Origin of the sequence: Acinetobacter sp. TR3 (assembly GCF_027105055.1) — a bacterium.
Lineage (GTDB): Bacteria > Pseudomonadota > Gammaproteobacteria > Pseudomonadales > Moraxellaceae > Acinetobacter.
In genome coordinates this window covers 1,465,296-1,484,897 of sequence record NZ_CP114264.1, presented here as the reverse complement: position 1 = coordinate 1,484,897, position 19,602 = coordinate 1,465,296, and the positions used below count along the sequence as shown (strand labels likewise).

Annotated in this window: 19 protein-coding genes and 1 pseudogene; 13 read left to right on the top strand and 7 right to left on the bottom strand. The window is 37.5% G+C overall.

Features of this window, described 5'->3' with window-relative positions:
- Window positions 1–16 precede the first annotated feature (16 nt).
- The 3 genes from rsmG to O1449_RS06885 all read right to left on the bottom strand — a co-directional run bounded on the left by rsmG (window position 17) and on the right by O1449_RS06885 (window position 2,530).
- A complete protein-coding gene (gene rsmG, locus O1449_RS06895) occupies window positions 17–652 on the bottom strand; it encodes a 16S rRNA (guanine(527)-N(7))-methyltransferase RsmG (RefSeq protein ID WP_269228105.1) in 636 nt (211 codons plus the stop codon).
- 175 nt (window positions 653–827) lie between these two features.
- The gene (gene murU / locus O1449_RS06890; RefSeq protein ID WP_269239540.1) at window positions 828–1,517 is read right to left on the bottom strand and encodes an N-acetylmuramate alpha-1-phosphate uridylyltransferase MurU; all 690 of its coding nucleotides are present in this window, start codon (window positions 1,515–1,517) and stop codon (window positions 828–830) included.
- The gene (locus O1449_RS06885; RefSeq protein WP_269239539.1) at window positions 1,517–2,530 is read right to left on the bottom strand and encodes an aminoglycoside phosphotransferase family protein; all 1,014 of its coding nucleotides are present in this window, start codon (window positions 2,528–2,530) and stop codon (window positions 1,517–1,519) included. Before O1449_RS06885 ends, murU begins: the two co-directional genes overlap by 1 nt.
- 118 nt (window positions 2,531–2,648) lie before the next feature.
- On the opposite strand from O1449_RS06885, the gene O1449_RS06880 reads away from it, so the two are divergent.
- The 3 genes from O1449_RS06880 to O1449_RS06870 all read left to right on the top strand — a co-directional run bounded on the left by O1449_RS06880 (window position 2,649) and on the right by O1449_RS06870 (window position 7,851).
- Window positions 2,649–5,114: an LPS-assembly protein LptD gene (locus tag O1449_RS06880; protein ID WP_269239538.1), complete on the top strand. Its 2,466-nt coding sequence runs from the start codon at window positions 2,649–2,651 to the stop codon at window positions 5,112–5,114.
- Window positions 5,114–6,427 carry a peptidylprolyl isomerase gene (locus tag O1449_RS06875; RefSeq protein WP_269239537.1) on the top strand — a complete coding sequence of 438 codons (1,314 nt, stop codon included), beginning with the start codon at window positions 5,114–5,116 and terminating at the stop codon, window positions 6,425–6,427. The genes O1449_RS06880 and O1449_RS06875 overlap by 1 nt, the downstream gene beginning before the upstream one ends.
- 264 nt (window positions 6,428–6,691) lie before the next feature.
- Window positions 6,692–7,851, top strand: a protein-coding gene (locus tag O1449_RS06870) for an IS3 family transposase (protein ID WP_269238047.1) whose coding sequence is annotated in 2 segments (ribosomal slippage) — window positions 6,692–6,926 and window positions 6,926–7,851 — 1,161 coding nt in all. Because the reading frame shifts where the segments join, the coding sequence is not laid out codon by codon here.
- Between the two features lie 236 nt (window positions 7,852–8,087).
- On the opposite strand, the gene fba is transcribed toward O1449_RS06870, so the two are convergent.
- The 3 genes from fba to O1449_RS06855 all read right to left on the bottom strand — a co-directional run bounded on the left by fba (window position 8,088) and on the right by O1449_RS06855 (window position 10,790).
- Entirely contained in the window at window positions 8,088–9,125 is a 1,038-nt protein-coding gene (gene fba, locus O1449_RS06865; RefSeq protein ID WP_004662410.1) for a class II fructose-bisphosphate aldolase, read from the bottom strand.
- Window positions 9,126–9,324: 199 nt separating this feature from the next.
- Window positions 9,325–10,476 (bottom strand): ATP-dependent RNA helicase RhlB, encoded by a 1,152-nt coding sequence (gene rhlB, locus O1449_RS06860; protein WP_269239536.1) that lies wholly within the window; start codon window positions 10,474–10,476, stop codon window positions 9,325–9,327.
- A gap of 101 nt (window positions 10,477–10,577) precedes the next feature.
- A complete protein-coding gene (locus O1449_RS06855; protein WP_004653893.1) occupies window positions 10,578–10,790 on the bottom strand; it encodes a cold-shock protein in 213 nt (70 codons plus the stop codon).
- Window positions 10,791–11,436: 646 nt separating this feature from the next.
- Here O1449_RS06855 and O1449_RS06850 point away from each other — a divergent pair.
- The 10 genes from O1449_RS06850 to O1449_RS06805 all read left to right on the top strand — a co-directional run bounded on the left by O1449_RS06850 (window position 11,437) and on the right by O1449_RS06805 (window position 18,970).
- Entirely contained in the window at window positions 11,437–11,676 is a 240-nt protein-coding gene (locus O1449_RS06850) for a sulfurtransferase TusA family protein (RefSeq protein ID WP_269228110.1), read from the top strand.
- Between the two features lie 131 nt (window positions 11,677–11,807).
- On the top strand, window positions 11,808–12,677 hold the full coding sequence (gene rpoH, locus O1449_RS06845) for an RNA polymerase sigma factor RpoH (RefSeq protein WP_004662417.1): 870 nt from the start codon (window positions 11,808–11,810) through the stop codon (window positions 12,675–12,677).
- A gap of 105 nt (window positions 12,678–12,782) precedes the next feature.
- A complete protein-coding gene (locus O1449_RS06840) occupies window positions 12,783–13,268 on the top strand; it encodes a hypothetical protein (protein WP_269228111.1) in 486 nt (161 codons plus the stop codon).
- Between the two features lie 95 nt (window positions 13,269–13,363).
- Complete coding sequence (locus O1449_RS06835) at window positions 13,364–13,729, top strand: DUF423 domain-containing protein (RefSeq protein ID WP_269228112.1); 366 nt, start codon at window positions 13,364–13,366, stop codon at window positions 13,727–13,729.
- 9 nt (window positions 13,730–13,738) lie between these two features.
- On the top strand, window positions 13,739–13,936 hold the full coding sequence (thiS, locus tag O1449_RS06830) for a sulfur carrier protein ThiS (protein ID WP_005187915.1): 198 nt from the start codon (window positions 13,739–13,741) through the stop codon (window positions 13,934–13,936).
- Window positions 13,937–13,959: 23 nt separating this feature from the next.
- Window positions 13,960–14,745, top strand: coding sequence for a thiazole synthase (locus tag O1449_RS06825; protein ID WP_004639328.1), 786 nt, complete (start codon window positions 13,960–13,962; stop codon window positions 14,743–14,745).
- Between the two features lie 424 nt (window positions 14,746–15,169).
- Window positions 15,170–16,369 carry a serine/threonine transporter SstT gene (sstT, locus tag O1449_RS06820; RefSeq protein WP_269239535.1) on the top strand — a complete coding sequence of 400 codons (1,200 nt, stop codon included), beginning with the start codon at window positions 15,170–15,172 and terminating at the stop codon, window positions 16,367–16,369.
- Window positions 16,370–16,378: 9 nt separating this feature from the next.
- Window positions 16,379–17,059: a YoaK family protein gene (locus tag O1449_RS06815; RefSeq protein WP_004662424.1), complete on the top strand. Its 681-nt coding sequence runs from the start codon at window positions 16,379–16,381 to the stop codon at window positions 17,057–17,059.
- 3 nt (window positions 17,060–17,062) lie between these two features.
- Window positions 17,063–17,602, top strand: coding sequence for a DUF2058 domain-containing protein (locus tag O1449_RS06810; protein WP_269239534.1), 540 nt, complete (start codon window positions 17,063–17,065; stop codon window positions 17,600–17,602).
- 117 nt (window positions 17,603–17,719) lie between these two features.
- Window positions 17,720–18,970: a mechanosensitive ion channel family protein gene (locus O1449_RS06805; protein ID WP_269228115.1), complete on the top strand. Its 1,251-nt coding sequence runs from the start codon at window positions 17,720–17,722 to the stop codon at window positions 18,968–18,970.
- Window positions 18,971–19,171: 201 nt separating this feature from the next.
- Here the strand turns inward: O1449_RS06805 and O1449_RS06800 are convergent.
- Window positions 19,172–19,295: pseudogene (locus tag O1449_RS06800) on the bottom strand (IS3 family transposase); the annotation flags it as partial.
- Window positions 19,296–19,602 lie beyond the last annotated feature (307 nt).

The window sequence follows — 19,602 nt, the reverse complement described above, 5'->3', positions numbered from 1 at the left end:
TTACCCTTAATATTTTTTATTGAATTCGTTGAAGTAAAAGTAAATGACGTTGTTCATCTAATCGTGGTACACGCAGCTCTATTACTTTGCATGAATACTGGTCTTTCATCTGTTCCATTTCATCAACTGGAATCAAGCCCTTCATTGCCGCAATAATACTCTGCTCATGCATATAAGGTTGCGCCGCATCTACAAAATCAGTTAATGAAGCAAATGCTCGACTTGTAATGACATCAAACTGACCAAGTTCACCAATCGTGTCTTCATTTTCTACACGTGTTTGAACTGCAACAACATTATTCAATTTTAAATCGGCAATAAATTGCTTAAGAAAACGAATTTTTTTTCCATTTGAATCTAACAATACACACGAACGTTCTGGTTGGCATAATGCAATGATCATACCGGGCATTCCACCACCCGTGCCAACATCTAATAAACGTCCTTGTGGCAAATCATTTAAAATACTTAAGCTATCTAATAAATGTTTAACCAGCATTTCTTTCGGGTCACGAATCGCTGTCAGGTTATATGCTTTATTCCATAGCACGAGAGCATCTTGATATTTCAATAAGAGTGTTAGCGCTTCCTCACTTAGGTTTAAACCTAAAGCCTGACTACCTTGCTTTAATTCTTGAAAAAAAGGATGCATAACAGTGCGACATCTCGATAAACTTGCCGTGCAGTATACCGATTTCTGATGCAAGGCACAGTAGGACTTGTTGAACGATTATGCAGTTAAACATTTTCAAACATGATAAACTGCACAATCTATTCAGTTTTTTGTCTTTCCTTAGACAAATTTAAGATAAATAAGAAATAACCTATTACGAAAACTTATTTTGCTTAATTTGTTGATCTAGCTGCTCCAAACGTTCAGGTGTACCAACATCCACCCAAATCCCTTGTAATTTTTCAGCTGACACTTGTTGTTGTTGCATCGCTTGCTTTAACAATGGCGCTAGAGGTCTTTTACCATTTTCCAAACCACTAAACATTTGCGGGGATAATACTGCAACACCACTATAAGTTAAGGCTTCACCTATTTGTTCTTGCTCAAAAGTATGGGCCAAATTATTAGACAAGATAAAATCACCTTTCTGGTGCTGAGGTGGATTTTCAACCAACACTAAGTGTGCTTGCTTATCTCCCAAATGGACATTTAACAATGACGAAAAATCCATCGTGGTCCAAACATCACCATTCACCAAAATAAAGGGCTCATCACCCAGTAATGGTAAAGCATTGATAATACCACCTGCAGTTTCAAGCCCTTCACCTTCATGCGACCATAAAATCGTCACGCCGAATTGAGAGCCATCCCCTAAAGTAGTTGCCAGTTTCTCACCCAACCAAGCGGTATTGATGACAATCTCTGTAACACCAATCTTTTGCAACTTTTCAATATGCCAAACAATCAGTGGCTTTCCACCCACTTCAAGCAAAGGTTTAGGTGTATGTAAGGTTAGAGGACGCATGCGATTCCCTAGCCCTGCAGCAAGAATCATCGCTTTCATTATGCTGCAACCTCATAATCGCCATATTTTGCAGTAAATTTAGGCATGACCACTTCACGGATAAACTGCATAAAGTCATTCAACTCATCGTAAGCTTGACTTTCTTCAAGTAAGTACCACATCACACGTGGTAAATCTTTTAAATAGCCCGATTTGCCATCACGCTCAAACAGACGAACAAAGATACCTAGAATTTTGAGATGGCGTTGAATTGCCATCAAATCTGCATCTCGCTTGAATTGCTCGAAACTACGGTTTTCTTTCGCTACAGCTGGTAATAAGTTATAGAACACCTCAAACCATTCGTAGACACGCTCAGCATTCCACTGTACATAAGCATCACGTGTAATTGAGATCAGATCATAGGTATCTGCACCAATGACGGCATCTTGGAAGTCGATCACTCCTAATGCTTGCTCGTTTTCTATTTTCATCAAGTTACGACTATGAAAATCACGATGCACAATGACTTGCGGCTGATGTGTCGCCTCAACAGCTAAAAAGTCAAAAGCTTGTTCAATCGTTTCTAACTGTTGCTCTGTAGGATGAATATCTAATGAAGGCAACATCCATTCGGTTAGCAAACGCATCTCTGTCATTAATTTTTCATAAGAATATGCAGGCAGTTGTTCAAAACCGTCGATTTGTTGTAATTCAATCAACTGCTCAAAGCTTTGTGCATAGTATTGGTCAACAGTTTCATCTGTTAGTAACGTTGAAAGTACGACATCACCAAAGTCTTCCAACAACAACAAACCGAGTGATAAATCTTTGGCAACAATATGCGGTACACGCACACCATTTTGATCAAAGAACTCATCAATCTCTACAAATGGGACGCAATCTTCTTTTTCAGGTGGCGCATCCATGAGCATATATGTTTTGTTTTGTAACTTAATTCGAGCATAGCGACGAAAGCTCGCATCTCCAGCCAAAAAATTGATCTCAAATTGATCGGTTTGGAGAGTAGCTTGAAGCCAAGTTTGTATCAATTGTTCGCGTTGTGTATTCATTTGCAATAAAATCTAAAACTAGCTGAGATTTTGAAAGCTTAAGTGTAGCCACTTATCAACTTTTTCTCTATGATGCGACAATAATTAATTGTGAATTAGCGTACTGGTTAATGAGACAATGAAACATCAGTTTAAATTTAATCCTTTAGCAACAGCTATTTTGACACTCTTGTGTGGCGGCTCGATCCAATCAGGTTTCGCAGCTCCAGCTGATGCTGTCTCTACGCTTGACAATAAACAGCTGAAAGCCACTATCCAAAAAAACCAAGATCAAGACAGTTATCCTGGTGAAAAATTTTTTCAGCAATATTATGTCGACAAATCTGCACCAGAAGCACAATTACGAGACAATCGTTATTTAAGCTCTTCTTTTTGTCAGGGAACATGGGTCACACCAATTAATCCCGAAACAAAGGCAAGCAATTCCAATACAGCGACTTCTGTGATTACAGCTGATTATGGGCATTACAACCCAACTGGCGATTCTGTTTTACAAGGCAATGTCGTGATTGATCAAGAAGGTCGCACAATTCGTGCAGATCAAGTTACGATTGATTCAACCCAGACGCACGCCTCTGCTCAAGGTCGAGTACAGCTTGCTCAATCAGGTCTACTCACTCAAAGTGACGCAATAAATTATAATTTAAAAACTCAAACAGGTGATTTGAACAATAGTTTTTATATTTCTGAACAGCAACATGCCCACGGACATGCAAGCCAGATTAAACGACAGAATGAAAATCTAGTTGTTTTAAAAGATGCAAGTTATACCGCTTGCCCTCCTGAACAAAAACCAGCTTGGAAAATCCAAGCTAAACAAATTGAACTTGACCAAGCAACTGGTCGCGGCGTGACTCGCGGAACAAAACTGTATGTAAAAGACGTGCCTGTTTTAGCTGTGCCATATTTTAATTTTCCAATTGATGACCGTCGTACCACTGGTTTATTAAGTCCAAATTTTGGTTATAGTAACGAAGGTGGCGTCCAACTGACGGCACCCGTATACCTTAACCTTGCACCAAATTATGATCTTACACTCACACCAAGTTATATGAGCAAACGCGGCGCAAAATTAGATGCCGAATTCCGTTATATGACTGAAAATTTTGGTTCTGGACGTATTTGGGGTGGATATTTACCAAACGACAACCATTACGAAGATAAAGATCGAAGTGATTTGCATTTTCTTCATGATTGGAAAATCAATAACCAATGGTCAACCAACTTAGAGTACAACTACGCCTCCGATAAAGATTACTTCGCAGACTTCAACAACAACCCAAACACGCGAACAGATCTTAACTTACGTCGCGCATGGGAACTTAATTATCGCAATGGTATTCCTGGACTTAAAGCTCAATTAAAGGTTGAAGACTTTCAAACGCTAGATCAAAGTATCAAAGATGCAGATAAGCCTTATGCACGACTTCCACAGTTTTTATTAAATTATGTAGGCGGGAATCCTCAAGGCTTTCAATATGAGTTTAATAATGACACTGCTTATTTTAAGAAATCAATCACTGATGGCTCTGCCTTAGAGTCAAGTGGTACACGTATTTATAACCAATTTGCCGTTCGCTATAACTATCTGACCCCATCTTGGTTTTATGCTATTCCAGAAATATCTGTTAGAAGCATTAATACTTTTTATGATCAAGACTCTAAAGAAGGTCGCGGTCTTTCTATATCGGATGATTTAGAAAAATCTGTTACCGTACCTCAATTTAGTTTTGCAACAGGCATTACTTTCGAAAAAGAAGGTAAATATTTGCAGAGTATTTCCCCTCGTGCGTTTTATGCCTATTCTCCTTATAAAAAACAAGATGATCATCCTAACTTTGATTCCACCACTGCATCAATTAATTACGATCAACTTTTCAACCCTTATCGATTCTATGGACACGACCGCTTAGATGACAATAACTTCTTGTCTCTGGGTGTAACTTATAGCCTACTAGATACAGAGGGCTTAGAACGTATTAAAGCAAGTATTGGGCAAAGCTATTATTTTAGTGACCGACGTGTAACATTAAATCAACAACCAGATGAGTTCGATACACAGCGCCGTACGGGTCCAATTGTAAGTGTTTCAAGTCAACTCAATCAAAACTTTACCATCGCTGCAAATTCTGCATGGATGTCAAATGGCGACAATGCTCAACGTGACTTCCAAGCCTACTATGCTGGAGAAAAAGGCAACTTATACAATATAGGTTATTTCTATCGTAGCAATATTCCAGATCGTCAAAGTTCATACGACCAAGCTGTTGCATCGTTTATACAACCAATAAAAGATAATTGGCGTATTATGGGTCACGCTCAATATGACTTAGATAATAGTTTAATGCGAGAATACTTACTTGGTGTGAATTATGAATCCTGCTGTTGGGCAATTTCAGTTTATGGCAGATCTTACTACAATGATTTAGATGATCCAAACTCACCAGATGTTCATAGAAAACGTACTGTTATGGCTGAGGTAACACTTAAAGGTTTAGGTGCACTCAACAATAAGCTTGCCTCTCTTCTTGAAAATAGAGTTTTAGGTTTCAACAAAATTAATCAATCTTGGACACAACGTTAATGAAGATAAAATCTTTCCAACATATCTTTAAAGCGACTGTTCTCGCTACACTTATTTCTTCTTCAATACAAAGCTTTGCGCAACCTACGGATGAGGTTGTTGCAATAGTTGATAGTAGTGTCATTCTTAAAAGTGATTTAGAACAAGGGATTGCAGAAACAGAACATCAGTTAAAAGCACAAAATAAAACTGTGCCACCCCAACAGTATTTACAAATGCAAGTGCTTGATCAGCTCATTATCCGTCAGGCCCAATTAGAACAGGTCAAACGTTTTGGCATTAAAGCTGATGAAAAAAGTTTAAATGCTGCGGTCTTAAAAATTGCAAATCAATCAGGTGCTAATACACTAGAAGCATTCCAACAAAAATTGGATACCATTGCACCAGATACTTATGAAAATTTACGAAATAGGATTGCTGAAGATTTAGCAATTGGTCGTTTACGCCAACAACAAGTCATGTCTCGTATTAAAATCAGTGATCATGATGTTGAAAACTTTTTAAATTCACCAGAAGGCCAAGCTGCACTTGGCACACAAGTCCATGTGATTCACATGCGTATCTCTGGTGAAAATAACGAAGAAGTTAAAAAAGTTGCACAAGAAGTCAAACAAGCACTTGCAACTAGTGATGATCCTAAAGCGATTAGTGCCAAGCTTGCAACCAGTGCAATCAAGGTTGATGGTGCTGATATGGGATTCAGAGCACTATCAGACATTCCTACTGAACTTGCAGCACGCATAACACCATTACAAACTGGTCAGACCACAGAACTGATCAATGTCCGCGATGGCATTCATGTTTTAAAACTTTTAGAACGCAAACAAAATGATCAAAAAGCACTGGTATCACAATATAAAACTCGACATATTTTGATTCAACCATCTGAAGTTGTCAGCTTAGATCGTGCGAAACAAATGATTGATAGTCTTTATAACCGTGCGAAGGCAGGCGAAGATTTTGCAACTTTAGCTGCAACCTATTCAAATGACACAGGTTCAGCACGTGATGGTGGCAGTTTAGGATGGGTAAGTCCTGGTGTTATGGTGCCTGAGTTTGAACAAGTCATGAAAGAAACACCGGTTGGGCAAATCAGTAAGCCTTTCCAAAGTCAGTTTGGTTGGCACATTTTACAAGTGACTGATACTCGCCAACAAGATATGACCAAAGAAGTTCAAGAGCGTATGGCTCGCCAAATTTTAGGTGAACGTTTGTTTGATACCGAAGTAGACAGTTGGATGCGTGAGCTGCGTGCTAATGCTTATGTTGAAATTAAAGATACAAGCTTAGATTCAAAAGCACAGCAAAAATAAGCCCATTACATTAAAATGCCAGCGAAATCGCTGGCATTTTTTATTCAAAAAATAAAAATTGGAAATATTTATCGTAAATTTTTAACATCCGCAACCACACAAATTACAAAAGCAGCGCGCCCTACTGTATCACCATCACCATCCTCAAAAGCAGCATGAATTTCTTTTAGTTTTCTATCCACAAACTCCATTGATCCTAGCCAAAATAATGGACAGCATGTCCCTCTAAAGATAACGTAACTTCAATCTTTGGAGATCCAAGAAATGGCTAAACGTTTTAGTCCGGAATTTAAACAGCAAGCAATTGATCATGCACTTTCAAACTCCCACGAGCCTATAGCTGCAATCGCCCATAAATTAGGTGTGGGTTATTCAACCTTAGATAAATGGATTCGTGAAGCCAATCCAGTAGGTTCAAGCAAACGTCAACTTTCTCCTGAACAACAGCGGATCTTGGAATTAGAAAAAGAAGTCAAACAGCTCAAGGAAGCCAATGACATCTTAAAAAAAGCGCATGTGTACTTTCTGACAGATCATGCCAAGAAAAGTACACGGTAATTCAAGATATGGATATAAATGAAGTCACTGTGTCTTCTGTCTGTAAATGCCTAGATGTCAGCACTTCAGGCTATTATGCCTGGCGAAAACGCCAGACCAATACAGCGCAGAAATACAATGATTTAAAAGTTGTATATTGGCAGCATCATGCGCGCTTGGGTGCACCGTCATTGGTACATGACATGCGTGATTTAGGTTATCGCATGAGCGAACGTACCGTTGGAAGGATGCTAAAAAAGCTTGGTTTACGTAGTAGGATTGCACGTAAATACAAGCATACGACTGATTCAAACCATCGTTTGTCTACAGCATCAAATTTGTTGGATCGCCAATTTACAGTTACTCAGCCTAATAAAGTTTGGACAACGGATATTACCTATATCCGAACTAAAGAAGGCTGGCTGTATTTATGTGTGATGCTAGATCTATTCAGCCGTCGTATTGTGGGTTGGCAAACCAGCCATCGAATAGACCGCCAATTGGTGTGTGATGCGTTTAATTATGCAATGGCTCGTCAGGGTTATCCAACGGGTGTCATGGTGCATTCGGATCAAGGTAGTCAGTACTGTAGTCGTGATTTTAGGGCGCTATTATTGACGAATAACTGTATTCAAAGCATGTCTAGACGAGGAAACTGTTGGGACAATGCAGTGACCGAAAGCTTCTTCCATACCCTGAAGGGGCATGTAGTACATGGCAGTGTATTTTCTACGAGAAAAGAGGCAAATGCTATCTTGTTTGAGTATATTGAAGTTTACTACAATCGAATCAGAAGGCATTCTGCAAATGGCTGGTTAAGTCCAGAAGCCTTTGAACAGAAATATTTCAAGAATTTAGAGGGATCGGTTGTCCACGATACTGTCTAGGATCACCTCATCAAAAATTTCTTTGGCATTATTATAATATTCCAATCTCCAACTTGGATATTGATCAGGACTATATGTATGTATTGCAAGCAACCTATCAGCTAAAAACTGTAAATTTTCTTTGAAAGACATTTTAAAACTCCTAAAGCACTTTAATTTACATTGTAATTTATCCAAAAATCTAAGAAATAAAAAACAGCATCAAAAGATGCTGTTTTTTATTCATCACAAATTAATTATTTGTAACGATCAACCATTTTCTCTAAAGAAATTGGGCGGATCTTATCTGCATTACCTGATGTACCAAATGAATTATAACGATCTACACAGATTTGCTTCATTGCTTCAACTGTTTCACCAAAGAATTTACGTGGATCAAATTCACTTGGTTTTTCAGCCATCATACGACGCATCGCACCAGTAGATGCCAAACGCAAATCGGTATCAATATTAATCTTACGCACACCATGTTTGATTGCTTCTACAAGCTGCTCAACAGGCACACCATAAGTTTCTTTAATATCACCACCATATTGGTTAATCACTGCCAACCATTCTTGTGGTACAGAGCTTGAACCATGCATTACTAGATGCGTATTTGGTAACGCAGCATGAATTTCTTTAATACGGTCAATTGCCAAGATATCGCCTGTAGGTGGACGCGTAAACTTGTACGCACCGTGTGAAGTACCTACAGCAATCGCCAAAGCATCTACATTCGTATCAGCAACGAATTGAGTCGCTTCTTCAACAGAAGTAAGCAGTTGAGAATGATCGAGTACGCCTTCTGCACCGACACCATCTTCTTCACCAGCCATACCAGTTTCAAGGCTACCTAAGCAACCAATCTCACCTTCAACTGAAACACCACACGCATGCGCCATTGCGACAACACGACGAGTAACATCAACATTATAGTCATATGATGTTGGAGTCTTACCATCAGCACCCAATGAACCATCCATCATCACTGAGCTAAAGCCCAATTGAATAGAACGTTGACAAACATCAGGACTCGTCCCGTGATCTTGGTGCATTACCACAGGAATATGTGGCCATTCTTCAATAGCTGCCAAAATCAGATGACGTAAGAAAGGTGCACCTGCGTATTTACGTGCACCTGCCGAAGCTTGCACAATAACAGGTGAATTCGTTGCATCAGCAGCGAGCATAATTGCACGCATTTGTTCTAAATTGTTTACGTTAAACGCTGGTACGCCGTAGTTATGTTCTGCAGCGTGATCCAAGAGCTGGCGCATTGAGATGAGTGCCATAATATCCTCCCAGGTAATGCGCCATATTCTACATGTTGATTTACTTCAATTCAGCAACTAATCACTGGATTTCCGCAAAAATCATGAATCTTTTGTGTAATTTAGCAAATGAAAGCCTTTAAAAATAAAAAAAGACTAAATTAAGAAAAATTTAGTCTTTTTTAAATATTATCTAAATATCAGAAAATCTTGTTTAGTCTTAACAATATCCATCTAAACGCGTTAAAGGTAACTTTTTACCAATCGCTTTTTCAATTTCTGGCAAATAGAAAGCATCATCTTCAGATAAGAAACTAATACTAACACCTTGAGCACCAGCACGACCTGTACGACCAATTCGATGTACATAATCATCAGACTGCTCTGGCAAAGTAAAATTCACCACATGTGACACGCCGTCAACGTGAATACCACGACCAGCAACGTCTGTTGCGATCATAATATTATGCTTACCTTGTTTGAACTGGTCGAGCATCTTCAATCGTTTATCTTGAGCGATTTCACCAGATAACATACCGACTTTATAACCATCACGCTTTAAGTAATCATATAAACGACGCACTTGATCTCGACGATTTGCGAAAATCATAACTTTATCAATTGGTTCATCACGCAAAATTTCTTGCAATAATTTGTACTTATCTTGTTTCGCAACCACATAAACACGCTGCTCCACATCATTATTGGTTTTTTGCTCAGGCTCAATCTCAACCGTTACAGGTTCAAATAGCCACTGACGAGCAAGATTAAGTACATCATAGCTAAAAGTTGCAGAAAACATTAAAGTTTGACGTTGTTCTTTGAAGGGTGAGTAACGCACAATCCGTTTTACCGATGGAATAAAACCCATATCTAATAAACGATCGGCTTCATCAATCACAAGGAATTCGATCTTATCCAACCAAACTTCTTTTTGCTCGACAAAATCAATTAAACGACCAGGCGTTGCAACGATAATATCAACAAAATTACTATCCAACATTTTCTTTTGCTTATCAAAATCCACACCACCAAGTAGAGTGACAAGATGTAAGTTTGAAAATTTTGTTAAAGCTTGAGCATCACTCTCTATCTGTAGTGCTAACTCACGTGTAGGAGCCAGAATCAGCGCACGTGGTTCGCCACGAAACCGTTGTTCTTGTAGCGGATTATTTAATAGATCATTGATCACACTAATCAAAAAGGCTGCTGTTTTACCTGTACCAGTTTGCGCTCGACCAATGGCATCATGCCCTGCTAATGTATATTTCAAAACCTTTTGTTGAATTGGGGTCATTTGTGTAAAACCCAAAGCATCAATTGCTTTCTTCAACTGCGGATGTAAATTTAAGGTTTCAAAACCAGATGTCATATATGCTCTCGAACCATCAATGATCAAAAGAAAGTGGCCATTATAAACAAAAACGCCCCAAATAACATTGGGGCGTTTTTATATTGCGTTAAAGCAACAAATTAGTCTAAAGGCTGAACGTTTTCAGCTTGGAAACCTTTTTGTCCTTGAACTACGCTGAATTCAACGCGTTGGCCGTCACGTAAAGAACGGTGACCGTCACCCATAATTGCGCGGAAATGAACGAATACGTCATCACCGCCATTACGTTGAATAAAACCAAAGCCTTTAGTGTCATTAAACCACTTTACTACGCCTTGTTCACGAGCTGTCATAAGTCAATCCTCAGATATTGAAAGATAAGGACCTTCCGGTGTTGCAAACAGCAGAGCCAACAAGGTTTTAAAATATTTATAATTTCAAAGCTTGTAATCATTCTGTAAAACTATCAACAATTTCCGGTTACATCCATTTGTTATAGGTTTTTTAACGATTTTATCGTATAGCATACATCCTAAAACGCATCGAGCTTAACATGGGTTTATGATAATTAATAGGTTTATTTTCAGTTATTTCAAATAACTTCATCCGTTTTTTTCAATAATTTAGCGGTTTTTTAATGATTTTTTTTACTATAAAAATAAGAGAATCTACATCTAAAAATTGAGCAGAAATTTTAATAAAAACCAGCCAAAATATGCACAAAAAAACAAACAATGTTAGCAATCACCTTTCCCAAGAATACCATCTAAAACCATTTCAACAACAAGCTTAATAATAATGATTATCGGTTATAACGCTCTACCCAAAATACTCTTGAACAACCAGAATTAACAAACACTTAGATTACTCGCATTTAACTCACCAATCCCCTAAAGTAAACCACCTCTAAGAACACTCAAGCTAAAATAATTCATAATAGTCAGCCTTCCTTCTACAGAATTTGTTAAAATAATTCTGAATTTAGCTGCTTAAATCACTATGACTCAGATACCGAATTCTCCTGAAATTATTAATGCGTTAGGACAACCTTGTCCTATGCCACTGCTCATGCTAAAGCGTGCTTTAAAGAAAGCTGAAGGTTCGAAACAATATTTATTAAAATCCTCAGATCCTCATAGTGAAATTGATGTAACACGATATTGCCAAATTCAGCAACTTCAATGCCAGACACAAAAAATTTCAGAGAATGAGTTTCACTATTTAATTGAATCTATGTAATTCTTTGATAAACTCTAGCTAAAGATAAACTAGATAACTTTACATTTTTATACTCAAATTTCCTTAGTGATGAAGAACATTCGCATTAAGATGAAATTGTTGACTTAAATACCATCCTATAAGGAGACTCCATGACTACTGACAGCAGCAATCAATTGATGCCCCTGTCATTGTCTGCGCCAGGCGTAAACCTTGGTGCATATATCAGTACTGTCAATCAAATTCCAATTCTAACGGCCGAGCAAGAAAAAGAACTTGCTGAGCGTTATTATTATGACCAAGATCTTGATGCTGCCAAACTATTGGTAATGTCACACCTACGTTTTGTCGTACATATTGCACGTAGCTATGCAGGTTACGGATTGCCACAAGGCGATCTTATTCAAGAAGGTAACCTTGGATTAATGAAAGCGGTCAAACGCTTCGATCCAAATATGGGTGTTCGCTTAGTTTCTTTTGCAGTGCACTGGATTAAAGCCGAAATACATGAATATGTGATTCGTAACTGGCGTATTGTCAAAATCGCAACGACAAAAGCACAACGTAAATTATTCTTTAACTTACGTAGTCTTAAAAAATCAAGCAAACGACTTACGTTGGAAGAAGCGAAATCAATTGCCAATGATTTGAATGTCACACCAGAGCAAGTGCTCGAAATGGAAGGTCGCCTAACCGCTTATGATGCTGCTTTTGAAGCTCAAGGTGATGATGATGACGATACTCCACATACAGCTCCTGCACTTTATCTTGAAGATAATCGCTACGACCCAGCTCGGTTGATTGAAGAAGAAGATTATGAAGAACAAAGTAGTTCTGCCTTACACGAGGCAATGGAACAGCTTGATGATCGATCTCGTAATATCTTGCAACGTCGGTGGTTAGATGATGATAAATCGACTTTGCATGAATTGGCCGCAGAATATAACGTTTCAGCAGAACGTATTCGACAGCTTGAAAAAAATGCAATGGAAAAAATCAAAACAGCAATGTCTGCGAGTTAATTGAGTCAGGCTCATTATGACTAAAAATATAATGAGCCTGATCACATAAATTTTTAAATAAAAAATATAAGACCTCAGAGACAATCTAAAGGTTTAAAGCAAATTATGTTTATTTTATCAAATGAAAGAACATCGGATAATCCTGAATGCTTTGGACAATACAAAGCATACTTAACTCAGCACAAAAATATTTTCCCATCAAAAGCCTATTCACTTGCAACTTCTGAGTGGTATGGCAATTTTAATGACCCGCGTTGTCCACATGATGCTTGGTTAGAAAATATTAAAATTGAAGAAAGAAACTCGGGAGATCGACAAGAAAATCGTTATATAACGATTACCATTCGACTGCTTGGAGCTTATCATGATGGTTTTATTGAATTGATATACCCACAAGTATTTAATTATCAACTTAACTGCAACCATGGAATTCAGGGTCATAGAGATTGGAGATATGATGAATTGCGTATCAATGATCAAGGACATTTGATTCATGAAATAGAATGGTACGATCTCAATGAATCTAGTCGATGGTTAATTGAAGCATCCGATATTGAATATAGATGGATCAGCAAGGGAGAAATTACTTAATCATTCCCCCAAGTTAGTTTGCATAATATGATCGACTATGAAAAAATAGCACTCCAATCTTCAAAAATTTTTTAATTTCATTCAGGTACGATGCCATGTGGATTGGAATTGCTGCAATCAATCTTGCTATTGCAGTTATGTTGGGTGCTTTCGGTGCTCATGGACTCAAATCTTTTGCAACCCTAGAACAACTCGCTTGGTGGGGTACAGCCACCCAATACTTTTTCTATCATGCGCTTGGCTTACTAATTTTAGGTGTTCTGCATAAAACCACACCTACTTTCCCAATAAAAATTCCTTTTATTTTGATGCAAATTGGTATCATATTTTTCTGCGGTTCGTTATACATTATGGCGCTCGGCCTACCGCGCATTTTAGGTGCGATTACACCGATTGGCGGTGCGTTTATGATAGCGGGCTGGCTGTTACTCGCATGGCAAGCAATCAAGCATGCGAAATAAGGATTGATCATGCACATCTATTTAAATGGCGAGTCACTCGACACGCCTTGTGAAAACCTACAGCAATTGATTCAAAGCTTGGCGCTTGAAGGCAAACGCTTCGCTGTAGAAAAGAACCAACAGATTATTCCGAAAAGTAGACTTGAGCAAACAGCTATTGCTCCTGAAGATCGTATTGAAATTATTCAAGCTGTTGGTGGCGGCTAATCGGCTAAAAATGGAGTAAGCCCATGCAAGATTCCCCTTTAATTATTGGTTCACGTACTTTCCAATCTCGTTTATTGGTCGGAACTGGTAAATATAAAGATCTCAATGAAACTGATTTAGCTATTCAAGCCAGTGGCGCAGAAATCGTCACTGTTGCGATTCGTCGTGTAAATATCGGACAACATGCCGATCAACCAAATCTGCTTTCAGTGATTCCACCTGAGAAATACACGATTCTGCCAAATACCGCAGGTTGTTTTGATGCCGATAGCGCGATTCGTACCTGTATGCTGGCACGTGAACTGCTTGATGGTCACAATCTGGTGAAGTTAGAAGTACTTGGTGATGAAAAAACTTTATATCCAAATGTGACCGCGACGCTTAAAGCCGCGCAAACCTTGATTGATGATGGTTTTGAGATCATGGTCTATACCTCGGATGACCCAATTGTTGCCCAAGAACTTGAAAGTATGGGCTGTGTTGCGATCATGCCTTTGGGTAGTTTGATTGGTTCTGGCCTTGGCATTTTGAATCCACATACCATTTCAATCATCAAAGAAAATGCCAAAGTTCCTGTGTTAGTCGATGCAGGTGTTGGTACTGCCAGTGATGCGGCGATTGCAATGGAACTCGGTTGTGACGGCGTATTAATGAATACAGCAATTGCTGCTGCTCAAAATCCAATTTTGATGGCTTCTGCCATGAAAAAAGCGGTTGAAGCAGGTCGTGAAGCATTCTTAGCAGGTCGTATGCCTCGTAAACGTATGGCGAATGCAAGTTCACCAGAAACTGGATATTTCTTTAAGTAAGAGAAAGAAGGGACTAATAAGTCCCTACTCTATATTTGTATTAATCACTATTTGCTTAATGCAATAATGATATGGATAAGACCAAATTCTTTAAAAACTACTCATTTGTACAATAATTTTTGAGATAAAATGATTTATTGTTCCTTGAATTATCAATAAGTTATCAATCTAAATTTTAAACAGCAGCTAGAAGAATACTGCCTTTTCACTTATAGTTTTTAGTAAAACTATAAAGATAAGCTCTTTTTTTACACAAAAAGATTCTGTATTTTTAAATAAAATACTTTTAAAAACATTATTTTAATTTTTATGGTATTTTTAAAGTAATTCGTTCATCAAAAAAATTTAAAAAAATACAGTGCTTAGGTATAGAATACGGCGCTTGTTTAACCTTAAACCACATATAGGTTTATAAGGCTTTTATATGTTTAATGTATTGTCTCGCTTGAGCTTAGTCAGCAAAATTATTATTGCTATTTTTTTAGGGATTGGCGTAGCTTTGCTTTTTCCTAACTTTACACCTTATTTGAGTTTATTAGGTGAATTGTTTATTAAAGCATTAAAGTCGGTTGCCCCGATTCTTGTTTTTGTTTTAGTGCTTGCTTCGATTGCAAATTTCAAAGTTGGGCAAAACTCAAACTTAAAACCTGTTATGATTTTGTATGTGGTTGGAATGCTACTCGCAGCATTTAGTGCTGTTGTAGCAAGTATTGCTTTTCCAAGTCAGCTATTTCTTAATTTATCAACTCAACCAGCTCTTCAAGCGCCTGGTAGTTTGGCAGAAATTTTAAAAAACTTATTATTAAGCTTTATTGCCAATCCTGTACAAGCAATTAGTGAAGCCAACTTTATTGGTATTTTGGCTTGGGCAATCGGCTTAGGTTTAGCATTACGTCATAGTTCTGAGACTACCAAACAAGTGCTTACTGATGTGGCTGATGCTGTAAATCAAATTATTCACACCGTGATTGGTTTTGCCCCTGTGGGAATTTTTGGCTTAGTCGCAGTCACATTTGCAGATGCAGGTTTAGCAACTTTATCTAGCTATGCACATTTGTTAATTGTACTGATAGGAACAATGCTTTTTGTTGCATTAGTGATAAATCCAATTTTAGTCGCATTAACGATGCGAGCAAACCCTTACCCATTAGTGTTTAAGTGTTTAAAAGAAAGTGGAATTACGGCATTTTTCACACGTAGTTCTGCTGCCAATATTCCTGTTAATCTCGATTTAGCGCAACGCTTAGGTGTAAACGAAGCAACCGCAAGTGTATCTATTCCTCTTGGAGCAACAGTCAACATGGCGGGTGCAGCGGTTACAATTACCGTATTAACGCTTGCTACTGTTCATACATTAGGTATTCATGTTGATCTAAGCACAATGATTATTCTTTCAGTCGTTGCAACCGTTTCAGCATGCGGTGCATCTGGTGTTGCAGGTGGGTCATTACTGCTCATCCCTGTTGCTTGTAGTTTATTTGGTATATCATCTGAAATTGCGATGCAAGTAGTTGCGATTGGTATGATTATCAGTGTATTACAGGATTCGACTGAAACTGCGCTGAACTCGTCAACTGACGTTTTATTTACTGCTGCTGTAGATTTCCGAAACCGAAAAAACTAGTAGATTGTTATGCCCTTACAGCGTTTACCAAACTGGATTCAACTTGGTGCTTTTTTACTCGCACTAAATGCTGGTATGGTTAACGTATTAGGGCTATTTACTGTTCTACATCAATCAGTTTCACACATGACCGGCAACGTCAGCATGCTGGCAATGAGTTTGCTAGAATGGCAACCAGAGCATTTTATTTATCTCAGTTTAGTAGTTTTATGCTTCGTGATTGGATCGTTTTACAGCGGTCTCATTCTTGGAGATAGCAATGTCTCTTTTGGCCATCATTACGGTTTCCCACTTAGTTTAGTTGCTGCATTTCTATTTTTAACTTGGCTTTTGTTACCTTACTTCCCGCGCTATGGTTTGTTGTGGGCATGTGTCGCCATGGGCGTACAAAATGCGATGGTAAGTCACTATAAAGGTGCAATTATCCGTACAACACATTTATCAGGTGTTTTAACGGATATTGGTTTAACCTTAGGTTATAAAGTTCGTGGTCTAAAAATTGAAAATAGGCGTATTTTTTTACACTTGCTCATCTTTCTAGGATTTTTTATAGGTGGGCTTATTGCGAGTTTGCTTTATCCTTATTTAAAATTACAAACTTTCCTAATACCAGCAAGTTTAAGTCTGACTATGAGTATAGCTTACTGGGTAATTTACTTTCGCTCTTCATCAAACTCGAATTCGGATTGAATTATGGTTAAAAATGCATTACAAGCTCAGTTACTCAAAGCGGGTTTGGTCGACAATAAAAAAGCCAAAAAATTAACCAAACAGGTGCAACATGAACAACGCACCGGACAACATGATGATACCTCATTAAAAGCTGAAATCGATCGGGTGAATCAAGAGAAATTAGCCAAAGACCAGGCACTGAATTTAGAAAAACAAAAGGTTTTAGAAGAAAAGGCGCTTAAAGCTTCAATTATTCAAATGATCAAGCAACATAAAATTTTGCAAACAGAGGGTGATGTTACCTATCAATTCATTGATGAGGGGAAAATTAAAAAGGTTTATCTTTCACAACAAGTTTATAATGCGTTAGTGACGGGTTCTTTAGTTATTGCTAAAGATCAAGATAAATATGCTTATCTCCCCAAAGCTCTTTCAGAAAAAATTGATCAAAAAATGCAAGGATTTATTTTGGTTAACAATAATACTGAGAAAAATGATCAAGCAACTGATGAAGAAGATCCATACGCAGCTTATGTCATTCCAGATGATTTAATGTGGTAAATCACACCTCATTAATGTAATACAACCTTACAGATCGTATTCAAAATGTGATCAACTTATCATAAGTACTTTTAACGCCTTACAATTAATAAAGTGAAAATTGTAAGGTGTTTTGATTTGAATTATTTAAGTTTTATTAGCGAAATTAGAAGTGAATTAAGCCAATACCCTTGGTTAGAAATGCTCATTTCATTCGCAATTTTGATTTTTCTAGCGGTTTTAGCAAATTTTATTGCCAAAAGAATTATTGTCCGTGGTATCCGCCATATCATTACTAAGCTTAAGTCACCCCACCAATCAATTTTTGCCCAACACAGCGTTACACGTCGATTTGCAAATATCGTTCCTGCGATAGTCATCATGAATGGAATCAGTGCAGTTCCCCATCTTCCATTAAAAGTAATTACATTAATACAAATGGGAACACAGGCATTTATTTTTCTCACGCTCGCTTTATCAATTAGTGAAGCACTGAATATTTTTAACTTAGTGTATCAACGCAATCCAAAATCGAGAAATAAACCAATCAAAGGTTATTTACAGCTGATCAAACTGATTTTATTCGTTGTCTGTGGTCTTATGATTTTAGGTACTTTTCTTAAAAAAGATGTCTTTACTTTACTCGCAGGCTTCGGTGCAATGGCAGCAGTTCTCATGCTAGTCTTCCAAAATACGATCTTGTCTTTAGTCGCAAGTGTACAAATTGCCTCTTATGATATGGTTCGTATAGGAGACTGGATTGAGATGCCCTCTTTAAATGCGGATGGCGACGTGATTGATATGTCTCTGCATACAGTGACTGTACAAAATTTCGATAAAACACTAACCACCATTCCAACCAACAAACTTGTCACCGATACATTTAGAAACTGGCGTGGTATGAGTAATTCTGGCTGCCGTCGTATTAAACGTTCGATATTTCTTGATCAAAGTAGTGTTCACTTTATGACTGATAGTGAACAGCGAAAATTAAAAGATTTTTTACTTTTAGACCATTATCTTGATGCAAAGCAAGATGAAATTAATAAGTTTAATGATCATCTAAGTAATCAATCAGAATACAACCAACGACGTTTAACCAATGTAGGAACATTCCGTGCTTATGTAGAGTTTTATTTACGCCAGCATCAAGGTATTGCACAAAATCAAACTATTTTAGTTCGTCAACTACAACCCACTAGTGAAGGTCTACCTTTAGAAATTTATGCATTTACAAATACGACAGCATGGGCATCTTACGAAGCGATTCAATCTGATATCTTCGATCATTTTATTGCAATTATTCCTGAATTTGGTTTGAGAATTTATCAAGCACCATCAGGATATGATTTTAAAACCTATTTGTCTGTTAAAGATTTTCAAATCTAATGCGAACTAAGCTTTAAGGCTTTACATTTTTTAATACTAAAGCCTTAAAGTATTTAAATAGAAAAACCTTTAAACCTAATTTCCCAAAATTTTCTATGAAATCCTAAAATGTGTAGATAATACAGTTTTATTCTTATCAGTTGAGTGTCTAAAAAATTTTTGCAATAAACTAAGATAAGGAATCAGAAAGTACACATGCGCTTTATTTATGGTTGAATAAGCCACACCCAATTTATGAGCGATTGCAGCTATAAGCTCGTGGAAGTTTGAAAAGTAGATAATCAATTGCTTGCTGTTTAAATTCAGGACTAAAACGTTTAGCCATTTCTTTGCCCCCAAAGATTGGAGTAACATTATCTTTAGAGGGACATGCTGTCCATTATTTTGGCTAGGATCAAATTGCTGAAGAATTTCCACAAAAATTCTTCAGCTAAATTTTTTTTATCTATTCCAATTCAACAGATTTATATTAAATTCTGATGCAAGTAGATAAGATGCCGTCATCAAAGCGAATGAAACAGCAATCAGAAGCGCATCCGTTGACGAAGTTCCAATCAATAAAAATACCAAACCAGTAATAAACAGCATACAAACTATTAAATTCCCTATGATCTTAAACATTTCTTATCCAA

What these genes read in the sequence shown, in the direction of transcription:
- rsmG (WP_269228105.1), bottom strand. Translation starts at nt 652, where the DNA reads ATGCATCCTTTTTTTCAAGAATTAAAGCAAGGTAGTCAGGCTTTAGGT.
- murU (WP_269239540.1), bottom strand. Translation starts at nt 1,517, where the DNA reads ATGAAAGCGATGATTCTTGCTGCAGGGCTAGGGAATCGCATGCGTCCT.
- O1449_RS06885 (WP_269239539.1), bottom strand. Translation starts at nt 2,530, where the DNA reads ATGAATACACAACGCGAACAATTGATACAAACTTGGCTTCAAGCTACT.
- O1449_RS06880 (WP_269239538.1), top strand. Translation starts at nt 2,649, where the DNA reads ATGAAACATCAGTTTAAATTTAATCCTTTAGCAACAGCTATTTTGACA.
- O1449_RS06875 (WP_269239537.1), top strand. Translation starts at nt 5,114, where the DNA reads ATGAAGATAAAATCTTTCCAACATATCTTTAAAGCGACTGTTCTCGCT.
- fba (WP_004662410.1), bottom strand. Translation starts at nt 9,125, where the DNA reads ATGGCACTCATCTCAATGCGCCAGCTCTTGGATCACGCTGCAGAACAT.
- rhlB (WP_269239536.1), bottom strand. Translation starts at nt 10,476, where the DNA reads ATGACATCTGGTTTTGAAACCTTAAATTTACATCCGCAGTTGAAGAAA.
- O1449_RS06855 (WP_004653893.1), bottom strand. Translation starts at nt 10,790, where the DNA reads ATGACAGCTCGTGAACAAGGCGTAGTAAAGTGGTTTAATGACACTAAA.
- O1449_RS06850 (WP_269228110.1), top strand. Translation starts at nt 11,437, where the DNA reads ATGACTCAGATACCGAATTCTCCTGAAATTATTAATGCGTTAGGACAA.
- rpoH (WP_004662417.1), top strand. Translation starts at nt 11,808, where the DNA reads ATGACTACTGACAGCAGCAATCAATTGATGCCCCTGTCATTGTCTGCG.
- O1449_RS06840 (WP_269228111.1), top strand. Translation starts at nt 12,783, where the DNA reads ATGTTTATTTTATCAAATGAAAGAACATCGGATAATCCTGAATGCTTT.
- O1449_RS06835 (WP_269228112.1), top strand. Translation starts at nt 13,364, where the DNA reads ATGTGGATTGGAATTGCTGCAATCAATCTTGCTATTGCAGTTATGTTG.
- thiS (WP_005187915.1), top strand. Translation starts at nt 13,739, where the DNA reads ATGCACATCTATTTAAATGGCGAGTCACTCGACACGCCTTGTGAAAAC.
- O1449_RS06825 (WP_004639328.1), top strand. Translation starts at nt 13,960, where the DNA reads ATGCAAGATTCCCCTTTAATTATTGGTTCACGTACTTTCCAATCTCGT.
- sstT (WP_269239535.1), top strand. Translation starts at nt 15,170, where the DNA reads ATGTTTAATGTATTGTCTCGCTTGAGCTTAGTCAGCAAAATTATTATT.
- O1449_RS06815 (WP_004662424.1), top strand. Translation starts at nt 16,379, where the DNA reads ATGCCCTTACAGCGTTTACCAAACTGGATTCAACTTGGTGCTTTTTTA.
- O1449_RS06810 (WP_269239534.1), top strand. Translation starts at nt 17,063, where the DNA reads ATGGTTAAAAATGCATTACAAGCTCAGTTACTCAAAGCGGGTTTGGTC.